Genomic DNA, 23,886 nt, shown 5'->3' with positions numbered 1-23,886 from the left:
CCCGGCGCAAAAAGCCGTAACCATTGTCCGATTCGCTGTCCGCTTGTTGCGCTTCAGCGGGAAAACAGCGTCTTGATTTCCCGCCGCAGCAGCTTGCCCATCTCATTATAGGGTAGGGCATCGGTGAACAGCACCCGCTCTGGTACCCGCGATGACCGCAGCCGCGCTCGTACCATCTGCTTCAGCTCGTCCTCGTCCGGCGCGCTATGCCCTGCGCGCGGCACCACGATCAGGCCCACCGCTTCGCCCCACTCGTGCGAAGGAATGGCGACCGCCGCCGCCTCGGCCACGGCGGGATGGGTCATCACCACATCCTCGATCTCGCCGGGCGAGATATTCTCGCCGCCCCGCACGATCACATCGTCCGCGCGCCCCGACAGGAACAGATAGCCGTCCGCATCGATATAGCCCGCGTCACGAGTCGGAAACCAACCATCGGCGTCAAGCGCGCTGCGTTCGCGATATTCGCCCGACACCTGCTCGCCGCGCACATAGATTTCGCCCGGCACGCCCGGCGGCAGCACTTGGCCATCCTCGTCGCGTATCTCGATCTCCACGGTCGGCAACGGCCGCCCCACCGATCCCAGCCGCGCCCGCACCACCGGATCGTCCGACCCATGGGCCGCGCGATGCTCATCCGGTCCCAACAGCGCGACGGTCGAACTCGTCTCGGTCAGGCCATAGGCGTTGGTGAAGCCGGTCGTCGGAAACAGGTCGAGCGCCTGGTGGATCAGCTCGGTCGGCATCTTGCCACCGCCATAGGCGATCGCCCGCAGCGCGGACAGGTCCGGCTGCGACGCACCCTTGGCGACCATCTGGCCCATCGCCTCGATGATCCGCGCCAACATGGTCGGCACGACAAACGCATTGCTCGCTCGCTCCACCGCCGCGAGGTTCAGCCAGGCGTCGGGTGCAAAGGCGGGCAGCATCAGGATTCGCCGCATCGCGTAAATGGAACTCAGCAACGCCGCGATCCCCGCAATATGATAGGGCGGCACGCTGACCAGCGCGGCATCCTCTTCCGGCGCAGCGGCGAACTCCACCGTGCCAAGGATATAGGAGACCAGATTGGCATGACGCAAAATCGCGGCCTTGGGCGCGGCGGTCGTGCCACTGGTGAACAGCTGGATCGCGACATCGTCGCCCGCGTCCGCTTCCACCGGCGCATCGCCCGCCAGTGTTTGGGCCTGCGCGACGAAATCCGCGCGCGACACAATGATATTGGCGGCATCCGGGCATAGCCGCCGCACCCGCGCGCCATCCCCGACGATCAACGCCGGGCTGATCCGCGCCAGCAGCGCCCCCAGATCCGCATCCGCCAGCCGATAGTTGAGCGGCACATAAGGCACGCCTGCCAGCGCCGCGCCGAACAACGCCATGACCGCCGCCTCGCTGCTTTCGTCGAGCAGTGCGACATGCGCGACCTCGCTCTGCCGGATCAGCGCAGCCGCGCCGCGCGCGCCCGCCAGCAGGTCAGCATAGGTCCAGCGCGCGCCATCGCACACCAAAGCGATCCGGTCGGGTGCGGCGTCGGCCGTCATTTCCAGGAAGAGGGCGATGTTCATCGGTCTGTCATTCAGTCCGACGCGGGCAGGGGCTTGGCGTCCTTGACCTGCAAGGCCACGCCGTCGACCGAAAGCGATCCTTTGCCCGGCTTGACGCACAGCAATTCGAACGTCCCTGCCGCATCGACATAGCGTTTGCCCATCAACGTGCCAGCGGCGAAATCGGCCGACGGCGTGCCGACCGCTTCCGGCTTCGCCTCGCCCATCGCCGCGCCGCCGCATTCGATGGCTCCCTCGCCGCAACGGATCACCATGACTTCGGTGTCGCATGCCGCGCTCTTCAATTTCGTTCCCGGTTTCATTGCACTGGTCGCCTTTGTTCCAAGCCTCACGCGATCGCGCCGCTGGCTTTCCACTGTTCGATCTTGTCCCACTCGATGCCCATTTCCATCAGCACCGTTTCGGTATGCTCCGACGCCTGTGGCGCGCGGGTGGTTTCCAGCGGCTTGCCATCGAACTGCACCGGTCCGCGCACCAGCCGCAGCGGCTTGCCGCTGCCATCGGCACCCTCGACCTCGATGATCATGTCGTTGGCCAGCGCCTGTTCGTCGGTCAGCAGGTCGCTGAAACTCTGCACCGGCGCCCATTGCCCCTTCATGGTCTTGAGGTGCGCGCGCCAATAGGCAAAGGGCTTCTGGGCAAAGGCCTTGACCAATATGTCGCTCGCCGCACCCGCATTCTCGATCAGCGACAAGACGTCTTTAAAGCGCGGATCGTCCGCGGCTTCCGGCGCACCGACATGCTCGAACGTATCGCGGATCAGGCCGGTTGGACTGACCATGCACAGATTGATCGTGCCGCCATCGGACGTGCGGAAATTGCCCATGAACGGATTGCGCAGCGACCCGCCCGATGTCGGCATCGGATTGCGCGTTTCGATCCCGGTCTCCATCACCTGCGATATCAGCGCGCCCGACGCCCACCAGGCGGCACTCAGCAGCGATACGTCCACCTCGGTCGCCTCGCCCGTGCGCTCGCGATGCAGCAGCGCGCCCGAAATGCCGCCTGCAATGAACATGCCGCCGATCGAATCGCCAAAGGCCGGGATACCCTGCGTCAACGGACCCGGCAGGGCTTCAGGCGTCATCGCATAGGCGACGCCGCTGCGCGACCAGAAGCAGGTGCCGTCGAACCCGCCGACCAGCCGCTCCGGTCCCTTGTCGCCCAGCGCGCTGCCACGGGCATAGATGATATCGGGGTTCACGGCGCGGATATGCTCGACATCGAACCGGTTTTTCTGGCGTACCTGCGGCAGATAGTTGGTCAGGAAGACATCCGCCGTCTTGGCCAGCTCATATAAAACCTCCTGGCCTTCGGGCGTGGACAGGTCGATCCCCACGCTGCGCTTGCCGCGATTGGGATGTTCGAACAACGTGTGGCGCAGCGGATCCAGCGTCACCCCGCCCATGTTGAGAAATCCGCGCTGCGTGTCGCCGCGTACCGGATGCTCGATCTTGATGACATCCGCGCCCCAGTCGGCCAGGATCGCGCCCGCCGCCGGTACATAGGTGAATTGCGCGACTTCCAACACGCGCACACCCTTCATCACCTGGGTCATAAACTTACCCCAATCCCCTCATGCACCGCACGATGCAGCGCTGTATCTTGCCGCAAAGCCTAGAAGCTGCGGCCATTGCCGCAAGAGCCGACAGGCTGTTGGGTGCGGGCTATCGCTCGCACGATGCCCTGGCGGCCACCAACGCCGTCACGATATGCGAAGGCTCGCAAAACAGGGGGATTGAGCGGCACGGGCTACGGGCCGAAGGTGCGACGCAAATGTTACCGGAAGGACTCCCATGCTGATCGACTCCTCGCTCTCCGCCATCGTCACCGGCGGCGCGTCAGGCCTTGGCCTTGCCACGGTGAAGGCCCTGCGTGTCGCCGGCGCAAAGGTCGCGATCTTCGACATCAACCAGGATCAGGGCGAAGCGATCGCCGCAGACGTCGGCGCGACCTTCTGCAAGGTCGACATCCTCTCGGAAGACAGCGCACTCGCCGGCTTCGACCAGGCCCGCGCCGTTCAGGGCCAGGAGCGGCTGCTCGTCCATTGCGCCATGGTGTCGAAGGGCGGCAAGACCGTGTCGAAGGACAAGGAAAGCGGTGGGTTCAAGCGTCTCTCGACCGAAGATTACGCCCTGTCCGCGCAGGGCATCTTGGTCGCCAGCTACCGCATGGCCTCCATCGCCGCACTCGGCATGGCCTCGCTCGATCCTTTGGCCGACGATGAACGCGGCAGCATCATCCTGACATCCAGCGCAGCAGCCGAAGACGGGCAGGTGGGGCAGATCGCCTATGGATCGCTGAAGGCCGGGATGAACGGCATGGTCCTCCCCATGGCGCGCGACCTGATGGATTTGGGGATTCGCGTTAACGCGATCATGCCGGGCATTTTCGCGACACCCCCGATGCTGCGGTTCAAGGACATGAACCCGCCCATGTATGAAAATCTCGAAAAATCCGTGCCCTTCCCCCGCCGCCTGGGGCTGCCGGAAGAGTTCGCATCGCTCGCAATGGAATTGGTCCGCAACAGCTATATCAACGCGCAAACTTTCCGCATCGACGGCGCGATCCGCTTCCCGCCGCGCTGACCTGCCTTCTCCTTCGCATCATGACCAAAGAACAAGGGCGCGCCGGGCAATGGCGCGCCCTTGTTCGTTCGCACTTGCAAAAAATAATACTAAGCTAGGTTGACATGTTTTTGGCGAATTACTAACTAAGCTTAGTATTAAATGAATCACTCTCTTTTCTAACCCAGAGGTTCGCCATGACTGCTTTTGCCCAAATCGCTCTTGCCTTCACCCTTGCCGCTTCCGCCCTGCCGCAGGCCGCCGCAGCTGCCGAAGCCGTGCAACTGTCGTCCTCCGCTGCCGTCAGCGCGGCGGACTATAAGGGCAAGATGCTCTACACCGCGTCGGGTGACCGTCTCGCTGCCGTCTACCGCGTCGCGCCCGATGGCGCCGCGCAGATCATCCTCAACGGCAAGATGGTCGTCGTGCCCGCTGCCAGCCTCGCCGCCGCCGATGGCAAGCTCGTCACCAACCTGTCCAAGCGCGATCTGCTGACCGCCCGCTGATCGGCCTGACCCATCAAAAAAGGCCCGCCTTCCAATGCGGAAGGCGGGCCTTTTTGCGTCTGTCGCTTGGCCTGTGATCAGGGTTTGGCAATATTCTCGGAAATCATGTCCAGCAGCATGTTGAGCCGGTTGAGGTCGTCCACATCGAAGCGCGCAAAGGCGACATCCTCATTGGCACGGGCAATGCCCGCCAATTGAGTCGTGATCGTCTGGCCTGCCTCGGTCAGGAACACGGCATGCGCGCGCCGGTCGTCATCCTTGGCCCGCCGTTCCAGCAGCCCGTCGGCGCAGAGCCGGTCGATCAATCGCCCGGCCGACGCCTCGGCAATCTCCAGCATATTGGCGATCGTTCGTTGCGTCGCACCCGGATGCCGCGCGACCACGGCGATCACCGTCCATTGCGACCGGGTCACGCCCAGCCGCACCACGCTCTGGTCGAAATGCGCGCGCAACTGCCGCGCGATCACCGTCAGCTTCAACGATGCGTTGCGCTTGAGCGCGGTCGGGTCTTCGGCCAGCAATTGATCGATCGGTTTCGCCATCACCTGGCCACCATAGCGCCACCGCGGCGAAACGAAAGAAAGCTCATCCTGCAATGCACAAGTCGGCACCATGTCCTGTCTCTCAGACACGTTCGATGATGATCGCTGGAGCCATGCCGCCCGCCGCGCACATGGTGATCAGGCCATAGCGACCGCCCGTCCGTTCCAACTCGTCCAATGCCGTGCCGATCAGCACCGCGCCGGTCGCCCCGATCGGATGGCCAAGCGCAATCGCGCCGCCATTGGGATTGAGCTTCGCGCGGTCGATCCCCAAATCGCGGATGAACTTTTCGGTCACGACCGCAAAGGCTTCGTTGACCTCGAAGACGTCGATATCCTCGACCCGCAACCCTGCTTTCGCCAGCACCTTGCGCGCGGCCGGGACCGGGCCGTTCAACATCAATGTCGGGCAATCCCCCATATTGGCGGTCGCAACGACCCGCGCGCGCGGCGTCAGGCCATGGCGCTGCGCATAGTCGGCCGACGCCAGCAATAGGGCGGCCGCGCCATCGACCACGCCGGACGATGTGCCCGCATGGTGCAGTGGCGTGATCGCCAGGTCAGGATATGTCTGGTTGATCAACTGGCGGAATGTCGGGCCATCGGCGCGCGAGGGCATGTCGAGAAAGGCCGCAAAGGCGGGCTTCAACTGCGCCAGCTGTTCGGCCGTGGTATCAGGCCGGGGATATTCCTCATGGTCCAATATCACCGCGCCATCATCATCCACCACCGGCACGGTCGATCGGGCAAATCGCCCTTCCTTGATCGCGATCCCCGCCCGCCGCTGGCTCTCCGCGCCAAAGGCATCGAGCTGCTCGCGCGTAATGCCCTCCATCGCCGCAATGGCATCGGCGGCGACGCCCTGGTTCGACTGGGGATGCTTGGCCTGCAGGCGCAGATTGCCGGTGCCAAGGCCGCCGACCGACGGCACCCCTGCTTCACGCAATGACTGGCCATAGGACATGACGTGCGACATCATCTCGGTCCCGCCCGCCACGACCAGATCTTCCATCCCGGCCATGATCTGCGCGGCGGCCAAATTGGTGGCGGTCAGGCCACTGCCGCAGAAGCGGTCGAGCGTCACGCCCGACGCGCGCACATCATAGCCCGCGTCCAGCGCCGCCATCCGCCCCATGTCGCCGCCCTGCAATCCCATCTGCGCGCTGGTGCCCCAGATCACGTCGTCGACATCGGCCGTGTCGATGCCATTGCGATCGCGGATCGCACGCAGCACCGTGGCCGCGACATGCTGGGGATGCAGATGGGACAGGGCACCCTTGCCCAGCTTGCCGAAGCTGCGCGGCGTGCGGACGGCGTCGATGATAAAGGCCTCTGCCAAGGCGCGTCTCCTGCAATATTGTTGATGGCGCTATCGCATGGATGCGCGCGCATCCCCAATCGCATGGGCGATTGATCGTGGGCCGGGATGGACGCTGCGGCCGGGCCGCGCGCAGGGTGGTCGGCCAAAGGACAGGAAGTAGGGAGAGTTGCGGAATGGCAAAGGACGGCGGCAGCTTTGCGCCCCTGCGCGAACCGGTCTTCCGCCGCATCTGGACCGCCAGCCTGCTCTCCAATTTCGGCCAGTTGATCCTGGGCGTCGGCGCGGCCTGGGAAATGACGCGGCTCACCCCGTCGCCCGGCATGGTCGCGCTGGTCCAGAGCGCATTGATGCTGCCCCTGATGCTGGTTGCGCTGCCAGCGGGTGCCTTGGCCGACATGTTCGACCGACGGCGGATTGCCATGGCTGGCCTTGCCTTCTCGATGGTTTGCGCCTGCATTCTGACGGTGCTGGCCTGGGCGGGCTATAGTTCGCCCTGGATGCTGCTTACCTTCTGCTTCCTGATCGGGGCAGGGGTCGCGCTTTATTCGCCCGCCTGGCAATCCTCGATCAGCGAGCAGGTCGGTCCGCATCACTTGCCTGCCGCCATCGCGCTCGGCACGATCAGCTATAATGTCGCGCGCAGCTTCGGCCCGGCGATCGGTGGCATCATCGTGCTGGCGGCCGGTGCCCATGCCGCCTTCGCCGTCAACGCGATCGGCTATCTGCCCTTGTTCATCGCCTTCTACCTGTGGCAGCGCCGCCATGTCTCCTCGCGCCTGCCGCCCGAACAGATCCACCGCGCGATCGTGTCGGGCGCACGCTATGCGCTTCACGCTGTGCCGATCCGTACCGTCCTGGCCCGCGCCTTTTTCTTCGGGCTGGCGGGCGCATCGGCCGCCGCGCTCGCCCCCTTGATCGCCAAGCAATTGCTAGGTGGCGACGCCAGCACGTTCGGCCTGCTGCTTGGTGCCAGCGGTGTGGGCGCGGTCGGCGGCGCGCTGCTCGTCGGTCCCTGCCGCGAGAGGTTTGGCACCCATCGCACCGTCACCCTGCTGGCCGTCATCAGCGGCGCGGCGTTGCTCCTGGTGGGCTTTAGTCGATCGGTGCCGCTCACATGCTTTGCCCTTTTCATCGCGGGCGGCGCGAATATCCTGACCATCGCGCTGTTCAACGTCGCCGTGCAACTCGCCGCGCCCCGCTGGGTGACGGCGCGCGCGCTCTCGCTCTTCTCCTCGGCGCTGACCGGTGGCATTGCGATCGGCGCGGCCTTTTGGGGCTGGGTCGCGGGGCAGATTTCGGTCGAAGGTGCGCTCTATCTGTCGGGCCTGGCGCTCGCCGCCTTGCCGCTCATCGGCATGCTCCTGCCTTTGCCCGACACCAATGAAGCCGATGTCGAACCCTTCCTGCTCAATAACGAGCCGGAGGTCGGCATGGCGCTCACCCGCCGATCCGGCCCGATCATCATAGAAATCGATTATGATGTCGATCCTGCCCGTGCGCGCGAATTTTATGGGGCGATGTTGCAGGTCCAGCACACCCGGCTGCGCAATGGCGGGTTCAACTGGTCGATCGCGCGCGACATTGCCGATCCCACCCGATGGACCGAACGCTATCAATGCCCGACCTGGGGCGATTATCTGCACATGCGCGAGCGCTTCACGCAAGCGGACAAGGATATCCAGTCCCACGCCAGTTCCTTCCATAACAGTCCGGGCGTTTTGCGCGTGCGGCGGCGGCTGGAACGGCCGTTCGGATCGGTGCGCTTTCGCCCCGACACGCCCGACCCGCAACAGGGGATGATCAACTATATCGGGCCATGATGCCCGGAGGAGAGTCGATGAACGACAGACGATATCGGGTGATCCAATGGGCGACCGGCAATGTCGGCACCCGCGCGCTCCGCACCGTGATCGAGCATCCCGCGCTCGACCTCGTCGGCCTGTGGGTCAGTTCCGATGCCAAGCGGGGCCAGGATGCAGGCGTGATCGCCGGGCTGGACCCTTGCGGCATCATCGCCACCAGGTCGGTCGATGATCTGGTCGCAATGGAGGCTGACTGCGTCCTCTACATGCGCCAGGGAACCGACATCGACGAATTATGCCGCCTGCTGGCATCCGGCAAGAATGTCGTGACGACCCGCGGCGACTTCCACCACCCCCCGTCCATGGACGCTGCCACACGCGAGAGAATAGACGCCGCCTGCCAAGCGGGCGGCACGTCGATCTACAGCACTGGCTCCAGCCCCGGTTTCATCACCGAAGCGCTGCCCATCCCGCTCCTCTCGCTCTCGCGGCGGCTCGATCGCCTGACGATCGACGAATATGCCGATCTGTCCAGCCGCGCCTCGCCCGACCTCTTGTTCGGCGTGATGGGCTTCGGCCGCGCCCCACGCGCCTTCGATCCACGCCAGATCGACCATGTGAAGGGCGATTTCGCCGGATCGCTCGCCCAACTGGCCGACGCTGCCGGAATCGCCATCGACCAATGGGATGCGATCGGCGAAATGGGCGTGGCCACCCAGGCCATCACCATCGCCGCCGGAACCATCGATGCGGGCACGGTCGCTGCCCAACGCATCACCATATCCGGTATGCGCCATGGCCAACCCATGCTGCGCTTCCGCGCCAACTGGTATTGCAGCGACCGGATCGATCGCACCGACTGGGAACTGCGCCCGTCGGGCTGGCGCATCCGGGTGGAAGGCGACACGCCGCTTGATGTCGCGATCAGCTTTCCGGTCGCGCAGGAGGATTATGCCGCCTTCACGCCCGGCCTCACCGCCCATCGCGCGGTCAATGCCGTCGCTGCCCTCTGCCAAGCGCCACCCGGCATCCGCACCACCGCCGATCTGCCGCAGGTCATCGCCCGCTTTCAGTAGCCTGCGACCATCGCCTCGCTCACCTGCCACAGTCGGGCGGCGGCCGCATCATCCTGCGCCGCCGCCGAACAGGGCACGGCCTCGCGCTTATGGAAATAGCCGCCGCTCGACCGCCCCGGTTCAGGCGCGCTCGCCAGCCACACCAACGTATCGGCGGCTTGCTCAGGCGTCAGCGCCTGCTCGGCGATCGACTCCATATAGGCACGCATCGGCGCGTCGCAGTGGCTGGCGAAATTGCTCGCCACAACCCCCGGATGCATCGCATGCGCCACGATCCCGCTCCCCGCCAGCCGCCGCGCCAGTTCGCGGATGAACAGGATGTTGGCGAGCTTGGCATGGCAATAGGCGGCTCCCCCCACGAAACCCTCGGCAAAGGTCAGATCGTCCCAACGAATGCCATCGCAATGTTCATGGCCCGTGGACGATACCGCCACCACGCGCACGCTGCCGGGTTCCGATTGCGCGGCGGCCGCTATCAGATGGGGCAGCAATGTCCGCGTCAGCAGAAAGGGCGCGAGGTGATTGGACGCAAAGGTCGCCTCATGCCCCTCCTCGGTGATAACCCGTTCCGCCATCACCCCGCCTGCATTGTTGAGCAGCACGTCGATCGCCGGGGCCAGCGCAGCAATCTCCGCCGCCGCCCGCGCCGTCTCGCCCATTAGCGCCATGTCCGCCCGGATCATGGTGAAATCCGCGCCGGGCAGGGTGGACAACGCGGCTTCCGCCGCGGCGCATCGCCCGGCGTCGCGTCCGACGCCGATCACCCGCCACCCCTGTTGCAGCAACGCACCCGCCGCCGCCCTGCCGATACCCGCACTCGCGCCAGTCACGACCGCTATCTTCTGCCGATTCGTCATGCGCGCGCGACCTCCATCTTGCGGGAACCATGGCCCAGCGTCAGGAACAGCAGCGCCCCGACCAAGGTGACGCAGGCACCGATAACCAGAAACGGCGCATAGCTGCCCCATAGCCCCAGCGTATAGCTGAGCGTCAGCGACCCCAGCGCCGCACCCCCCGCAATCGATGCGCCGACCAGCCCCATCACCAAGCTGAAGACATTGAGGCCAAAGCGCCGTGACACCAGATAGGCGGCCACATCGCCCTCCGCCCCTTGCGCCAGTCCCATCATCGCCACCGACAGCGCCAGCACGATGGTCGCGTCGAAGGGCGATGCCATCAGCATCATGCCGATCGCCGGCATCGACAGGGTCAGCGCGGCAACATGGTGCGGTTGCATCCGGTCGAGCGACAGGCCACAGGCAAAGCGACCGACCATGACGCCCACCGCATAGATGGAAATCAGCCAGGTCGCGGTCTGCGACTGCGCCCCGCTGTCCATCAACATCAATTTCATTTGCGCCGACACCAATCCTTGCGGAAAATTCACCAAAATCATGCCGATGATCAACACCCAGAAGGCGGGATTGCGCACAATCACGCCATAGCCTGCCTTGGATTCGACCGGCACATCCTCGTCCGGGCGGGTGCCGATATGCGGCGGCGTCATGGCCACCGCGATCAGGCCGAACGCCATGGTTATCCCGCCCATCAACAGATAGCCGTTGCGCCATCCCTCGCTTTCGATGAACCGGCCGAGCAACGGTGCGAGGACCGCGCCGACCAGCGGCGGCCCGGTCATGACGATGGAGAAAGCCAGCCCCCGCGCCCTTTCGAACCGTTCCGCCACGATGCGGGTATAGACTGGCGAGGTGGTCAGCGTGCCGACGACGATCTGCAACACCGCAATGGCGAAGAAGGCGCGAATGCTGCCTGGCTGCATTGCAAAGGCGATATAGGCGCTTGGCCCTGCCAGTACGCCCACCGTCGACACCGCCCGCACCCCGAAGCGATCGGTCAGCCGCCCGGTGATCGGCTGCGCGATCAGCATCAACAGCCCCATGCTGCCCAGCAACGCGAATTGCGACCTTGGCCAGCCGAACTCGGCGATCAGCTTGGGCGCGAACAGGCTCATCGTATAGGCGGACAGGCCGATACCAAAGCCCAGTCCCATGGTCGCGGCAAGCAACGGTCGCCAATGCGTCCGAAATTCGCCCCAATAGGCCGATCCCATCCTCGCCTCCTATAGTCTCATGGCCTGCCGCTGTGGAAGCGGAGGCGGGGCCGCCTGGCTGCCATGTCCGCTGGCACGGCGCAAATCGCCCCGGCGCTATCGCGTAACGGGGGTACAGAATGGCATGATCCAGCCCGCCGCCATCGCGCAAGCGATCCTTCGCATCGCGCCATTGCCCGCACGGGCGAACGTGCCGCACATCCCGCATGTCCGACCGCCATCGCGCGGCGAAAGGCGCCGCCCGGAACGAACGGCCCCAGAGCAATGAGAGAGGCAAGCTACTCCATGGCCGACATCGAACTGCGCCCGCCAGCGCCGACGGAGGCCTTGCCGAGCATGGCCTATCGGTCCTGGTTCCTCTTCATCATGGTGCTGGTATCCGCTTCGGTGCAGGGCGAACGCTATCTGATGGTGGTGATGGTCGAACCGATCCGCCGCGAACTCGGCCTTTCGGACGCTGCGATCGGCATGGTCAAGGATATGATCATCGCCATCGTCTACATCCTGGCGATCATTCCGCTGGCGCGCCTCGCCGATCGCTGGTCCAAGCGTAAGATCGTCGCGATCGCCGCCACCGTCTGGAGCACGGCGATCATCCTGTGCGGCATGGCCAAAAGCTTCTGGGTGCTGCTGATCGGCCGCGCCGGGATCGGCCTTGGCGAAGGCGGCTTCACTCCGCCGTCCCAGGCCTGGATCGCCGACCTCTTTCCCATTCGTCAGCGCGCCACCGCGCTTTCCATCTTCCTGCTCGGCGCGTCGCTCGGCACGTTTCTCGGCCCCGCCGTCGGCGGCTGGGCGGTGCAGGAATATGGCTGGCGCAACACGCTGATCTTCGCCAGCATCCCCGGCTTCATCCTGGCACCCATCGTCTGGTTCACCCTGCGCGACACCCGTGCTGGCCTCGCCGATGGCGCGCCGGTCGAAACGGGCGCGACGCCTTCCTTCCTCAAGACTGCGCGTGAACTGATGGCGATCCGGACATTGCCGCCGCTCATTCTGGCAGCCTCGCTCAATGCGCTGCTGACCATGGGCTTCATCAGCTGGGCACCGGCCTTCATGGAGCGCACGCACGGCATGCCCGCCAATGAAGCCGGGTTGCAGATGGGCGGCGCGCTCTTCTTCGGTTCGGCGATCGGCCATACGGTCGGCGGTCCCCTGGCGGACTTTCTTGGGCGTCGCGACATGCGTTGGTATGTCTGGATGCTGATGATCAGCGGCGCGCTCGCCACCGGCATCGGCTGGATGATCCTTACCGGCTCGGCCGACCGCGTGTTCCCGCTCTATGGCCTCAACATGCTGATCGGCGGCCTGTCCGCCGCGCCGTTGATGGCCGTGGTCGCGGGCCTTGTCCCGTCCCGCTCGCGCGCGACCGCCATTGCCGTGCTGATGGTGTCGATCCAGGTCATTGGCCTTGGCGGCGGCCCTGTGCTGGTTGGCTGGCTGAGCGACATGTTGCGGCCGATCTACGGCGAGGATTCGCTCGGCATGGCGATGCGCTGGGCGCTGCTGGTCGGCATTCCCAGCACCTTCCTCGCCTGGATCGCCAGCCGCTCCTGCCGCACCGATTTCGCGGCCGCGGGCGGCTGGAACGGGGCGGCCATCATCCACGCGCCGCATTGAAACAGGAGACGCACAATGCCCGCTTATATGATCTTCACCCGCGAAGGGCCGATCCACGATCAGGCGGCGATGGATGCCTATAGCGCCATGAACCGTGCCCAGGCGGGGCGCTTCGTCGCCGACTATGGGCTTAGGCCGCTCGCCGTCTACGGCGCGCTCGACACGCTGGAGGGCGAAGCACCCGATGGCATCATCATCCTGCAATTCCCCGACGCCGCCCAGGCCCGCGCCTGGTACGACAGCCCGGAATATCAGGAGGCCAAGGCCTTGCGGCAAAAGGGCGCAACCTATCGTGCCCTGCTGGTCGAGGGACTCTAGCCGATCGCCGCTCCCACCCCGCAGATGCCAAACCCAAGGAGGTATCCAGCCATGACCGACATCAAGCCCCGCATCCTGCCACTACCCCGCGCGGAATGGACGGACGACGCCCGCGAAGTCTTTGCCTATTGGGGCGAGCCCAATGCGTGGGAAGAAGGCTCCAAGACCAATGTCCTGATGGTTATGGCTAACCACCCTGATCTGGGCAAAGTCTATAATATCTGGGGCAAGCATCTGTTGATGTCGAACACGCTCTCGACGCGCCATCTGGAATTGCTCATCCTGCGCGTCGCCTGGAAGGTGAAGTCCGCTTATGAATGGCATAATCATGTCGGCTATGGCCTCAACGCCGGGCTGACGCTGGACGATATCGCCGCGATCCGTGATTATCCCACAGGCGGCGATTGGAACGAAGCCGATGAGGCCGTCCTGCGATCGGTCGATGAACTGATCGCCGACGGCACGATCAGCGATGCGACATGGGCCGTGCTTGGCCGTCATTTCGACAAGAAGCAGCAGATGGATCTGGTCTTTTCGATCGGCCATTATGTCATGACCAGTTGGGCCTTGTCCGCCTTTGGCGTCGGCATCGAAGGGGGTGCGGACCCGATCGGCTTCGACCTCAAGAGCGCATCGGGCAAGATACCCGGCAAGACCTACAAGCCCGGCGAGACCGAGGATTGGACCGACAGCCGCGGCTATTGACGCGGGCACTATCGCGGCAACGATATCGGGGCGGCACGCCCTGTTGCGCATTGCCGCGCGCCTGCCCCAGCGGGCATGACCAGCGCCAGATCTTCACGAAGGACAAGACCCATGGCGACCGACATATTGCTGCCCAAGATCGGCTTTTCGATGACCGAGGCCCAGATCGCCGAATGGCTCGCCGAAGACGGCGCGCAAGTGACCGAAGGCCAGCCGCTCTATCTGCTCGAAGCCGACAAGTCGGCCAATGAAGTGGAATCGCCCGCCAGCGGTACGTTGCGCATCGTCGCCCAGCCCGGCGAAACCTATGAAGTCGGCACCATATTGGGCACGATCGAATAATGACCCTGCGCGTCGGCATCGTCAGCGCCGCTTGGGGCGCCTTCGCCCATCTTCCCGCCTGGCGCGCCATTCCCGGCGTCGAGGTGACGGCCATCTGCACCTCGCGCGAGGAAACGGCGCGCGCTGCGGCCGACCGGCTGGGCCTGCCGCGCGCCTTCTGGAACGCGCAGGAGATGTGCGCCGACCCGGACATCGACATTGTCGATCTCGGCACCCGGCCCTCGGTGCGCCTGCCGATGGTGCTGGCCGCGCTGGCCCATGGCAAACATGTCTATAATGCCAGCCCCCATGCCCCCGACTGGGCAGGCGCCAAAGCGATCGACGCGGCGTGGCGCGCGGGCGGCAGCGTCGGTGTGGTCGATGCTTTCTCCCAATGGCTGCCCGCTCACCGCCAGATGAAGGCGATGCTCGACGATAGCTATGTCGGCACACCGCTCGGCGGCACCTGCCATTTCAACATCTCGCTGTTCAACAGCCCGATCAAGCAATTCCCCTATAATTGGTTCGCGCAAGGCGGGCAGGGGGTGTCGGCCATCCGCAACAATGGCAGCCATGCGCTCTACATGCTGCGCCATCTGTTCGGCCCGATCGCCGAACTGGTCGCCGACGACAGCCAGATCCTGCGCGAATGGCGTTTCGCGGATGGCGACACCATCACGCCCGACACCACCGATTTCGCCAATGTCATTCTGCGCTTCGAAAGCGGCCTCACCATGCAGATGCAGATCAGCTGGTCCATGGCGCTGCACGATGGCTGGTTGATCGACGTCTTCGGCGACAAGGGCCGGATTGCCGTGTCGTCGCCGACCTTCCCGACCGCGCGCGACTGCACGTTGCGCGCCGGACAATTGGGCGGGGCGATGGCGGAGATCGCGATTCCCGATGCCTTCAAGGCGGCACCCGGCATCACGCTCGACTGGCAGAGCGAGCCCCAGCCAAGCTTCCCCATGGCGCTCTCGATGCAGGCCATGGTCGAAGCGATCGAGGGCCATGGCAACGCCGCCCCGGACTTTGCCGAAGCGCTGGAGGTAGAGCGTCTGCAGGAAGCCATCCGCCTGTCGAGCGAGGCACGCTGTTGGGTATGGCTGGCGGACGTGACTTAACCTCTCCGTTCGTTTCGAGCGAAGTCGAGAAACGCCCGCGCCGCCTTATCGTCCGGTAAAGCGCGGCGCGCGCTTCTCCCTGAGCGCGGCAATCCCCTCGCGATGATCGGCGCTCCGCACGCTCAGCGACTCATAGGCGATCCCTGCCTCCATCACCGCGCCCGCAATTCGCTTGAGTTCGATATTGGTCAATATCTTGGTCCAGCGGATCGCATTCGGCGCGCCCGCCAGCAGCTTCGCGCAAAAGCCATCGACCGCCGCGTCCAGTGCCTCCGGCGCAACGCAGTGGTTGATCAGCCCGATCTCCGCCGCTTTTCGCGCGCTCAGCAGTTCACCGGTCAGCAGATATTCCTTGGCCTTGGCGAGGCCAATCCGCTGCGCCCACACGACCGCGCCGCCATCCCCGGCGACTAGGCCAATGCCCACATGCGGATCGCCGATCTTCGCGCCCTCCGCCGCAAAGATCACATCGCACAGCAGCGCGATCGACGCGCCCAGCCCCACCGCATGCCCGTTCATCCGGCAGACGACCGACTTTTCGATGTCCAGCATCGCAAAGACGATCCGCTTGGCCTGCCGCGCCTCATGGTCGAACAGGTGCGGGTTCGCGGCATTATGCGCCATATGGTCGATGTCGCCCCCCGCCGAAAAGGCCCGCCCCGCGCCGGTCAGCAGCACCACGTCGGAATCGGGATCGGTCCCGGCAAAGGTCAGCGCATCGGGCAATTCGTCATGCAGCACGCGATTGACCGCGTTCATCGCGTCGGGCCGGTTGAGCGTCACCACCAGCAACCGCCCGCGTCGCTCCAGCAGGATCGTCTCATAGGCGGGCAGCATCTGGGTCATCGCTCGGTCTCCTCGACGCTCCCCATATCACGCGCCGCGCCGCCGCCAACGTCGCCCCGGCGATAAGCGCAGGGCTGGCGTGGCGGCCGGCCGCATAACCGATATAGCCTGCGCCATAAGCAGAGGAGAGCGCATAGCATGACCGGATTTGACGAAATGGTCGACTGGCTCGTCGTCGGCAGCGGCGCAGGGTCGATGGCTTCGGCGCTGGTCATGCGCGACACCGGAAAATCGGTCGTCATCCTCGAAAAGACCGCCTTCGTCGGCGGCACGACGGCCAAGTCGGGCGGCGTGATGTGGATTCCAGCCAACCGTTTCATGCTGGCCGATGGCGAAAGCGACAGCGCCGAGGCAGCCATGGCCTATCTCGACGCCACGCAGGACGAGCATCCCGCCCCCGGCACCTCGTCCGCAAAGCGGCGCGCCTATGTCACGCAAGCGCCGCGCGCGATCGATTTCCTGGTCGACAAGGGCGTCGCCCTGCAACGCGGCGCGACCTTCTGGCCCGATTATTATGACGAACTGCCCGGCGGCTGCAAAACCTCACGCACGGTCGTCGCCAAGCCCTTCGACCGCAAGGAATTGGGGCCATGGCGCGACAAGCTGCGCAAGGGTTTCGCCGAATTCAACGTCACTTTGGTCGAAGGAATGGAGGCGCAGGGCCATCGCCGTACCAACAAGGCGTCGGGCAAAATGCTGCTGCGCATCATCGGCCGGACATTGCGGGACAAGCTGCTAGGACGCCATTATACCACCGCCGGCGCAGCGCTGCAGGGCCGCATGCTCAAGGCTGCCCTGGCCGCCGGCGTGGACATAAGGCTGAACGCACCCGCCCGCCAGATCATCATCGCCGATGACGCCGCGACAGGCGTCGAAACGGTGCGGGACGGCAAGCCCTGGCGGATCGGCGCGCGCTTGGGCGTCCTCATCAATGCGGGCGGCTTCTCGCAAAATCAGGCTATGCGCGATCGCTATATCCCCGGCACCAGCGTCCAATGGTCGCAGACGCCCGAAGGGGACACCGGCGACATGCACCAGGAACTGGAGCGGATCGGCGGTCATTTGGCGCAGATGGACCAGTTGGTCGGCTATCAGATGACGCCTGCGCCCGGTTGGGATCAAACCTATGTCGCACCAGGCGCGCAATCGATGACCGGCAAGCCCCACGCCATATTGGTGGACCAGAGAGGCCAGCGCTACATGAACGAGGGCGGCAGCTACGAACTTTATTGCGAAACCATGCGCAAGCGGAACGCGCTGGTCCCCGCCATCCCCAGTTGGGCGATCGTCGACCGCAACTATGTCGAATTATACGCCATCGCGGGTAAGTTCATCGACAAGAAAATCCCCGATGGCTGGATCGAAAGCGGCTATCTCCACACCGCCGACACGATCGCTGACCTTGCCACCAGCATCAAGGTCGATCCCGCTACATTGACCGCCACCGTCGCCCGCTGGAACGGCTTTGTCGCCAAGGGCGTGGACGAGGATTTTCAGCGCGGTGCCCGCGCCTATGATAATTGCGGCTTCGTCGGCGATCCCTTTTCCGACCAAAGCGCCCTCGGCGCGATCGACAAGGGGCCGTTTTACGCTGTCCCCGTGGTGCCCGGCGATGTCAGCACCTATGGCGGCGTCGTCACCGATGCGCGTGGCCGCGTGGTCAATGCCGACGGCCAGGTGATCGCCGGGCTCTATGCCACCGGCACCACCACGGCATCGGTCATGGGCAATGTCTATGTCGGCGCGGGGGCCAGCATCGGTCCTTCCCTGGTGTTCGGCTATATCGCCGCCCGCCACGCCGTAGGGCTCGATAATCAGCCCTGATCGGTAAAGCGCGCCGGTCGGGACAGAAGATAGGGCAGGGCAGGCGAAGAAATACGCGATTCGCCGCCATCGGCATGGATCAGCGACACCCGCCCCACGCCTGGTGAGGATACCACTGCCACCACGCTGTCCACCCATTGGTGCAGCATCGCGCGCGCATGGTCCAATTCCTCCCCTTGCGTCGTCGCTGCGCCCTCGGCCTCCAGTTCGGCCTCCAATTGCAGCACCCGGTCCGTCCGCTCGCTGATGTCGCGTGTGTCCTTGGTCATAAAATCCTTCCTTTCCCGTCGAGCATGAACGCCCCCGCGCGCCGCGCAAAGGGCAGCGTGCGCATATCGGCGGGGCGAATTGGCGGTGTGTTTCAGGGCATCAACGCCGCCTTCCGGGCCTTGATCCCCGCCCGCATCGACATATCGCCCCGGCGAGTTGACCCTCGCCCCGCAACGGCCAATGCAGGGGCATCCCATTGGCCATCTGAGGACTTTATGGCAGAGCTGAGCAACGCCCCGGCGCCGACCCCGGACCAGCTGGTAGACATCTACCGGCGCATGATCCGCATCGAACGCAATGATGACGCCATCCGCAAGACCATCCGGCTTGGGCGGCTCGTCATGCCCTATTATTCCGCGCGCGGGCAGGAAGTCATCCCCGCCACGCTCTCATCGCTGATGACGGACGATGACAAGATCTGCACCATCTATCGCGGCATCCACGACATGGTGGCCAAGGACATGCCGCTGCGCCCGCTCTGGGCCGAAATCGCCGGACGTGTCGATGGCACCTGCAAGGGGAAGGGCGGGCCGATGCACCTTACCCACCCCGAAAGCGGCGTCATGGTCACGACCGGCATCGTCGGCTCCTCCATGCCGATCGCCAATGGCCTCGCCTGGGCGGCAAAGCTGGATGGGTCGCGGCGCGTGACCATCGCCTATTTCGGTGACGGCGCTTCCAACATCGGCGCTTTCCATGAATCGCTCAACCTCGCCTCGGTCTGGAAGCTGCCGGTGATCTTCGTGTGCCAGAATAACGGCTTCGCCGAACATACACGCTATGAGAACGGCACCTCGGTCGACTTCATCGCCAAGCGCGCGATCGGCTATGGAATGCCGGGCTATACGGTTGACGGCAACGACCCGCTCGCCATGTTCGCCGCCGCCCATGATGCCATCACCCGCGCGCGCGATGGCGAAGGTCCGACCCTGCTGGAATGCAAGACGTTCCGCTTCCACGGCCATGTGCTGGGCGACGACGATAAATATATGACCAAGGAAGAAAAGGCTGCCGCGATCGAAAAAGACCCGCTGCCCGCCTTCAAGGCCTGGCTGATCGAACAGGGCCATGCGACCGAAGAGACGCTGGCCACAATGCAGGCGACGATCGAAGCCGAGATCGAAGACGCACAGGAATTCGGCCTCGCCAGTCCCTTGCCCTCGGTGGACGAATTGCGTCGCGATGTCTTTGCGCAGGAGATCCCGGCATGAGCGCCAAGAAGATGAACAGCCTCCAGGCCGTGAATGCAGCCCTGCACCAGGCCATGACCGAAGATGACAAGGTTATCGTACTGGGCGAGGATATCGCCGACCGCGAAGGTGGCGGCGTCACCGGCGCGACCACAGGCCTGTCGACCAAATTCGGCGACGATCGCGTCAAATCCACGCCCATTTCCGAACAGGCCATCATCGGTGCGGCCATCGGCGCGGCGCTGGCGGGCTACAAGCCCGTCGCCGAAATCATGCTGATGAATTTCACCGCCGTCGCCATGGACATGATCTTCAACCATGCCGCCAAGCTGCGCTTCATGTCGGGTGGGCAAAGCACGGTGCCGATCACCATCCGCACGCTGACGGGTGCCGGCTGGCAGACGGCGGGCCAACATGCCGATCATCTCGAAGGCTGGTTCGCGCATACGGCGGGGATCAAGGTGGTCGCGCCGTCCAACCCGGTCGACTATGCAGGATTGCTCCTGTCCTGCATCCAAGACCCGGACCCCTGCATCTTCATCGAATCGGCCGGATCGCTGTTCATCCCTGCCGAAGTGCCCGATGTGATAGTGCCCGTTCCGCTCGGCAAGGCGCGGATCGTGCAGGAAGGGACCGACGTCACCATCGTCTCCTGGTCCTCGCAGGTCATCCGCTGCCAGCAGGCGCTCGCCCCCTTGGCAGAGGCGGGCATTTCGGTCGAACTGATCGACCTGCGCACCGTATCGCCCTGGGACAAGGAAGCCGTGCTGGCCTCCGTCGCCAAGACGGGTCGCGCGGTGATCGCCCATGAAGCGGTACGCCATTTCGGCCCCGGCGGCGAAATCGCCTCGACCATTGCCGAAGAATTGTTCGGTCAGCTCAAAGCCCCGGTCCGCCGCCTTGGCGCGCCCTATTCGCCGGTGCCCTTCGCCAAGGTGCTGGAAGACGCCTATATCGTCTCGCCCGATCGGGTGGTCGAAACGGTGAAGGCCTTGATGGCCTGACCCAAACAGGGGGCCGATCCACAAAGGACCGGCCCCCATTCTTATACCGCCCCGTCAATCGCCCGTTGAGACACCGTCCGACAGGCCGGACGCCAGCACGATTCCATCGATATCGCGCAACATCGCCGCGAACTGGTCCAGCTCGGTCTTGGCGAAGCGGCTGAAAATCTGCTGCTCCAACTCTAGCGCCTTAGGCACCACCGCCTCATATAAAGCGCGTCCCTCGCTCGTCAGCACCAACAGATGCGATCGCTGATCGGCGGAGTTAGGCCTGCGCGTGATCAGGTCGCGCGCGATCAGGCTCTTGGCCGCGCGGCTCACCGTCACCTTGTCCATGCGCGTGCGGATGCCGATCGCCTGCTGGGTGATTCCGTCCACGCTCTCGGCCGTCACCGCAATCACCCGCCATTCGGGAATGCGGAGCCCGAACAGCGTCTGATAGGCACTCGCCACCGCGTCGCTCACCAGATTGGCGGTGAAGGACAGGCGATAGGGCAGGAAATGATCGAGCGTGAGCGTAGCGGCGGACATGGCAGATAGTAACATTTGACACCAGTTCGGCAAGGCCTATGATGGTTGCAAAGGAAACTATCGGCCGGAGAGGGCAGGGCAATGCGCGCCAGCGACAATATGATGACCGGCTTTGCCAATCATTTCGCGACGCAGGCCGTGCCAGGCGCGCTGCCGGTCGGCTGCAACTCGCCGCAGAAAGTGCCCTTTGGCCTCTATGCCGAACAGCTATCAGGAACCGCCTTCACCGCCCCTCGCGCCGAGAACCGCCGTAGCTGGCTCTACCGCCTGCGCCCGACGGCGCAGCATGGTGCCTATCGCCCCTGGCAAGGGCCTGGCCAATTTCGTTCCGCGCCCTTCACCGACCTGCCACCATCCCCCAACCGCCTGCGCTGGGACCCGCTACCGATCCCGACCGATCCTACCGATTTCCTCGACGGCCTCGTCACCTATTGCGGCAATGGCGATGTCGCGGCGGGCATGGGGCAGGGCGTGCATCTCTACGCCTGCAACCGCTCGATGCAGGGTCGTGCCTACTTCAACGCGGACGGCGAAATGCTGTTCGTGCCACAGGAAGGGGCCATCCGCCTGATCACCGAACTCGGCCGTTTCGACGTCGCCCCGCTCCAGATCGCTCTGATCCCGCGCGGCCTGCGCTTCCGCGTCGAATTGCTGGGCCCGGTCGCGCGCGGCTATGTCTGCGAAAATTACGGCGCGGCCTTCCGCTTGCCCGACCTCGGCCCAATCGGCTCGAACGGCCTCGCCAATCCGCGCGATTTCGAAACGCCCGTCGCCTGGTTCGAGGATGTCGACGCGCCGGTCGATCTCATCCAGAAATTCCAGGGTCAGCTTTGGTCCACCCGCCTGCCGCACAGTCCGTTCGATGTCGCCGCCTGGCACGGCAATCTCGCGCCCTGCCGCTATGACCTGCGCCGCTTCAACACGATCAACACGGTCAGCTTCGATCATCCCGACCCGTCCATCTTCACCGTCCTGACCAGCCCCAGCGATACGCCCGGCACCGCCAATTGCGACTTCGTCATCTTCCCGCCGCGCTGGATGGTCGCGGAGGGCACATTCCGCCCACCTTGGTTCCACCGCAACATCATGAGCGAATTTATGGGCCTGATAACAGGAGCCTATGACGCAAAGGCAGGCGGCTTCGCCCCCGGCGGCGCATCGCTGCACAATCAGATGGCGAGCCACGGCCCCGACCGCGCCAGCTATGAAACGGGCATCACCGCCGCCTTGGCCCCGCACAAGATCGAAGCCACCATGGCCTTCATGTTCGAAAGCCGCTTCCCCTTCTGCCCCACCGGGTTCGCCGCGCAAGCCCCCTTCGCCCAGCCCGACTATGACCAATGCTGGGATGGCTTCCGCAAGGCGCAGCTCCCCACAGACAAGGACGCCGCATGATCGACCACACCCACGCCGCCGACCTGCAAAGCTGGGTCACCAGCGCGAACGGCCATGCCGCCTTCCCGATCCAGAATCTGCCGCTCGGCATCTTCTCCCCCCCCGGCGACGGTCCACGCGCTGGCATTGCGATCGGTGACTATATCCTTGATATAAAAGCCATAATGGACATTCTGCCGACCAACTTGCAGGCGGCGCTGAACCAAACTCGCCTCAACAGTTTCTTCGCCCTGCCCACCGCCCTCCGGCGCGAATTACGCAAAGCAGTGTCCGCTTCGCTGTCCGATTTGGCGTTTCAGGCAGCGGTCGAACCCGCGCTGCACCCGATGGCGGCTTGCGAACTCCACCTGCCAGCAACCATCGGCGACTATACCGATTTCTATGTCGGCATCCACCACGCCACCCATGTCGGCCAGCTATTCCGCCCCGACAATCCGCTGCTGCCCAACTATAAATATGTCCCCATCGGCTATCATGGTCGCGCCTCCTCGATCCGCCCCTCCGGCATCCCAGTCGTCCGCCCAGTCGGCCAGACCAAGGGACCACAGGATAGCGAACCCCGCTTCGGCCCGACCCGGCGTCTGGATTATGAGCTGGAACTGGGCCTGTGGATCGGCGAGGGCAATAAATTGGGCGAGCCCATCCCGATCGGTCAGGCGGCCGATCATATTGCGGGCTTCTGCCTGCTCAACGACTGGTCGGCGCGCGATTTTCAGGCCTGGGAGTATGTGCCGCTCGGCCCCTTCCTTGCCAAGAATTTCCATTCCACCATCTCGCCCTGGGTCATCACACCCGAAGCCCTAGCCCCCTTCCGCGCTGCGCAGCCAGCACGCGACGCCGCCGACCCCAAGCCCTTGCCCTATCTCTGGGACGATGGGGATCAGGCTGGCGGCGCTCTAGCGCTCGACCTTAGCGTCACCCTGTCCACCACCCGGATGCGCGATCAGGGGCTGCCGGACTTCGCCCTCAGCCACGGCCCCTCATCGAACATGTATTGGACGCCGGCGCAGATCGTCGCTCATCATGCCTCGAACGGCTGTAACCTCCAGCCCGGCGATCTGCTCGGCACCGGCACCATTTCCGGCCCGGATCGCAGCGCCTATGGCAGCCTGCTCGAAATCAGCCGTGGCGGCGCGGAGCCGATCACCCTGCCATCGGGCGAACAGCGCACCTTCCTGGAGGATGGCGACGAAGTGGTCCTCACCGCGACCGCGCAACGCGAAGGCTTCGTGCCGATCGGCTTTGGAGAATGCCGCGCCCGCATCCTTCCGGCGAAAGGCTGACTGGC

At 64.6% G+C, this 23,886-nt stretch carries 24 protein-coding genes; 14 read left to right on the top strand and 10 right to left on the bottom strand.

Annotated elements, in window-relative coordinates:
- Positions 1 to 53: 53 nt before the first annotated feature.
- From BSY17_RS03550 to BSY17_RS03540, 3 genes are read right to left on the bottom strand one after another with little or no spacing between them, the layout of a single operon-like run.
- The gene (locus tag BSY17_RS03550; RefSeq protein ID WP_037476722.1) at positions 54 to 1,565 is read right to left on the bottom strand and encodes a class I adenylate-forming enzyme family protein; all 1,512 of its coding nucleotides are present in this window, start codon (positions 1,563 to 1,565) and stop codon (positions 54 to 56) included.
- Positions 1,566 to 1,576: 11 nt separating this feature from the next.
- Positions 1,577 to 1,867: a hypothetical protein gene (locus tag BSY17_RS03545; RefSeq protein ID WP_037476724.1), complete on the bottom strand. Its 291-nt coding sequence runs from the start codon at positions 1,865 to 1,867 to the stop codon at positions 1,577 to 1,579.
- A 26-nt stretch (positions 1,868 to 1,893) separates the two neighbouring features.
- Positions 1,894 to 3,123: a CaiB/BaiF CoA transferase family protein gene (locus tag BSY17_RS03540; RefSeq protein ID WP_037476725.1), complete on the bottom strand. Its 1,230-nt coding sequence runs from the start codon at positions 3,121 to 3,123 to the stop codon at positions 1,894 to 1,896.
- A 238-nt stretch (positions 3,124 to 3,361) separates the two neighbouring features.
- On the opposite strand from BSY17_RS03540, the gene BSY17_RS03530 reads away from it, so the two are divergent.
- Both BSY17_RS03530 and BSY17_RS03525 read left to right on the top strand, forming a co-directional pair.
- The gene (locus tag BSY17_RS03530; RefSeq protein WP_069064354.1) at positions 3,362 to 4,153 is read left to right on the top strand and encodes an SDR family oxidoreductase; all 792 of its coding nucleotides are present in this window, start codon (positions 3,362 to 3,364) and stop codon (positions 4,151 to 4,153) included.
- Between the two features lie 176 nt (positions 4,154 to 4,329).
- Positions 4,330 to 4,638, top strand: coding sequence for a hypothetical protein (locus tag BSY17_RS03525; RefSeq protein WP_069064353.1), 309 nt, complete (start codon positions 4,330 to 4,332; stop codon positions 4,636 to 4,638).
- A 77-nt stretch (positions 4,639 to 4,715) separates the two neighbouring features.
- On the opposite strand, the gene BSY17_RS03520 is transcribed toward BSY17_RS03525, so the two are convergent.
- Together BSY17_RS03520 and BSY17_RS03515 are read right to left on the bottom strand one after the other, a co-directional pair.
- The gene (locus BSY17_RS03520) at positions 4,716 to 5,180 is read right to left on the bottom strand and encodes a MarR family winged helix-turn-helix transcriptional regulator (protein ID WP_037478857.1); all 465 of its coding nucleotides are present in this window, start codon (positions 5,178 to 5,180) and stop codon (positions 4,716 to 4,718) included.
- A gap of 82 nt (positions 5,181 to 5,262) precedes the next feature.
- Positions 5,263 to 6,519 (bottom strand): acetyl-CoA C-acetyltransferase, encoded by a 1,257-nt coding sequence (locus BSY17_RS03515; RefSeq protein WP_037476728.1) that lies wholly within the window; start codon positions 6,517 to 6,519, stop codon positions 5,263 to 5,265.
- Positions 6,520 to 6,674: 155 nt separating this feature from the next.
- Here BSY17_RS03515 and BSY17_RS03510 point away from each other — a divergent pair, with 155 nt between their 5' ends.
- Together BSY17_RS03510 and BSY17_RS03505 are read left to right on the top strand one after the other, a co-directional pair.
- Positions 6,675 to 8,321 carry an MFS transporter gene (locus tag BSY17_RS03510; protein WP_069064352.1) on the top strand — a complete coding sequence of 549 codons (1,647 nt, stop codon included), beginning with the start codon at positions 6,675 to 6,677 and terminating at the stop codon, positions 8,319 to 8,321.
- 17 nt (positions 8,322 to 8,338) lie between these two features.
- Complete coding sequence (locus BSY17_RS03505) at positions 8,339 to 9,379, top strand: NAD(P)H-dependent amine dehydrogenase family protein (protein WP_037476730.1); 1,041 nt, start codon at positions 8,339 to 8,341, stop codon at positions 9,377 to 9,379.
- Here the strand turns inward: BSY17_RS03505 and BSY17_RS03500 are convergent.
- Positions 9,373 to 10,236, bottom strand: coding sequence for an SDR family NAD(P)-dependent oxidoreductase (locus BSY17_RS03500; protein WP_069064351.1), 864 nt, complete (start codon positions 10,234 to 10,236; stop codon positions 9,373 to 9,375). The genes BSY17_RS03505 and BSY17_RS03500 overlap by 7 nt on opposite strands.
- Positions 10,233 to 11,450 carry an MFS transporter gene (locus BSY17_RS03495; protein WP_069064350.1) on the bottom strand — a complete coding sequence of 406 codons (1,218 nt, stop codon included), beginning with the start codon at positions 11,448 to 11,450 and terminating at the stop codon, positions 10,233 to 10,235. Before BSY17_RS03495 ends, BSY17_RS03500 begins: the two co-directional genes overlap by 4 nt.
- A gap of 285 nt (positions 11,451 to 11,735) precedes the next feature.
- Between BSY17_RS03495 and BSY17_RS03490 the strand changes: the two genes are divergently transcribed.
- The 5 genes from BSY17_RS03490 (at position 11,736) to BSY17_RS03470 (ending at position 15,538) form a co-directional block, all read left to right on the top strand.
- Entirely contained in the window at positions 11,736 to 13,070 is a 1,335-nt protein-coding gene (locus BSY17_RS03490) for an MFS transporter (protein ID WP_150125703.1), read from the top strand.
- A gap of 15 nt (positions 13,071 to 13,085) precedes the next feature.
- Positions 13,086 to 13,388 (top strand): DUF1330 domain-containing protein, encoded by a 303-nt coding sequence (locus BSY17_RS03485; protein WP_037473688.1) that lies wholly within the window; start codon positions 13,086 to 13,088, stop codon positions 13,386 to 13,388.
- A 51-nt stretch (positions 13,389 to 13,439) separates the two neighbouring features.
- Entirely contained in the window at positions 13,440 to 14,093 is a 654-nt protein-coding gene (locus tag BSY17_RS03480) for a carboxymuconolactone decarboxylase family protein (RefSeq protein ID WP_037473687.1), read from the top strand.
- A 111-nt stretch (positions 14,094 to 14,204) separates the two neighbouring features.
- Positions 14,205 to 14,435: a biotin/lipoyl-containing protein gene (locus BSY17_RS03475; RefSeq protein ID WP_037473685.1), complete on the top strand. Its 231-nt coding sequence runs from the start codon at positions 14,205 to 14,207 to the stop codon at positions 14,433 to 14,435.
- Positions 14,435 to 15,538, top strand: coding sequence for a Gfo/Idh/MocA family protein (locus BSY17_RS03470; RefSeq protein ID WP_069064348.1), 1,104 nt, complete (start codon positions 14,435 to 14,437; stop codon positions 15,536 to 15,538). Before BSY17_RS03475 ends, BSY17_RS03470 begins: the two co-directional genes overlap by 1 nt.
- A gap of 45 nt (positions 15,539 to 15,583) precedes the next feature.
- Here the strand turns inward: BSY17_RS03470 and BSY17_RS03465 are convergent, their stop codons facing one another.
- The gene (locus BSY17_RS03465; protein ID WP_069064347.1) at positions 15,584 to 16,384 is read right to left on the bottom strand and encodes an enoyl-CoA hydratase/isomerase family protein; all 801 of its coding nucleotides are present in this window, start codon (positions 16,382 to 16,384) and stop codon (positions 15,584 to 15,586) included.
- 138 nt (positions 16,385 to 16,522) lie between these two features.
- Here BSY17_RS03465 and BSY17_RS03460 point away from each other — a divergent pair, with 138 nt between their 5' ends.
- Positions 16,523 to 18,208 carry an FAD-binding protein gene (locus BSY17_RS03460; protein WP_069064346.1) on the top strand — a complete coding sequence of 562 codons (1,686 nt, stop codon included), beginning with the start codon at positions 16,523 to 16,525 and terminating at the stop codon, positions 18,206 to 18,208.
- Here the strand turns inward: BSY17_RS03460 and BSY17_RS03455 are convergent.
- The gene (locus tag BSY17_RS03455) at positions 18,199 to 18,477 is read right to left on the bottom strand and encodes a hypothetical protein (RefSeq protein ID WP_037473680.1); all 279 of its coding nucleotides are present in this window, start codon (positions 18,475 to 18,477) and stop codon (positions 18,199 to 18,201) included. The two genes, BSY17_RS03460 and BSY17_RS03455, sit on opposite strands and share 10 nt — an antisense overlap.
- Before the next feature lie 216 nt (positions 18,478 to 18,693).
- Here BSY17_RS03455 and BSY17_RS03450 point away from each other — a divergent pair, with 216 nt between their 5' ends.
- Both BSY17_RS03450 and BSY17_RS03445 read left to right on the top strand, forming a co-directional pair.
- Positions 18,694 to 19,689: a thiamine pyrophosphate-dependent dehydrogenase E1 component subunit alpha gene (locus tag BSY17_RS03450; protein WP_037473679.1), complete on the top strand. Its 996-nt coding sequence runs from the start codon at positions 18,694 to 18,696 to the stop codon at positions 19,687 to 19,689.
- Complete coding sequence (locus BSY17_RS03445) at positions 19,686 to 20,672, top strand: alpha-ketoacid dehydrogenase subunit beta (RefSeq protein ID WP_069064345.1); 987 nt, start codon at positions 19,686 to 19,688, stop codon at positions 20,670 to 20,672. Before BSY17_RS03450 ends, BSY17_RS03445 begins: the two co-directional genes overlap by 4 nt.
- Positions 20,673 to 20,726: 54 nt before the next feature.
- Here the strand turns inward: BSY17_RS03445 and BSY17_RS03440 are convergent, their stop codons facing one another.
- A complete protein-coding gene (locus BSY17_RS03440; RefSeq protein ID WP_037473675.1) occupies positions 20,727 to 21,203 on the bottom strand; it encodes a MarR family winged helix-turn-helix transcriptional regulator in 477 nt (158 codons plus the stop codon).
- Positions 21,204 to 21,305: 102 nt separating this feature from the next.
- Here BSY17_RS03440 and hmgA point away from each other — a divergent pair, with 102 nt between their 5' ends.
- Both hmgA and fahA read left to right on the top strand, forming a co-directional pair.
- On the top strand, positions 21,306 to 22,598 hold the full coding sequence (hmgA, locus tag BSY17_RS03435) for a homogentisate 1,2-dioxygenase (protein WP_069064514.1): 1,293 nt from the start codon (positions 21,306 to 21,308) through the stop codon (positions 22,596 to 22,598).
- Complete coding sequence (gene fahA / locus BSY17_RS03430; RefSeq protein WP_069064344.1) at positions 22,595 to 23,881, top strand: fumarylacetoacetase; 1,287 nt, start codon at positions 22,595 to 22,597, stop codon at positions 23,879 to 23,881. The genes hmgA and fahA overlap by 4 nt, the downstream gene beginning before the upstream one ends.
- Positions 23,882 to 23,886 lie beyond the last annotated feature (5 nt).

This window comes from Sphingobium sp. RAC03 (assembly GCF_001713415.1).
GTDB lineage: Bacteria > Pseudomonadota > Alphaproteobacteria > Sphingomonadales > Sphingomonadaceae > Sphingobium.
Note: the sequence above shows the minus strand (reverse complement) of the source record. Positions and strands in the feature narration are given on the sequence as shown.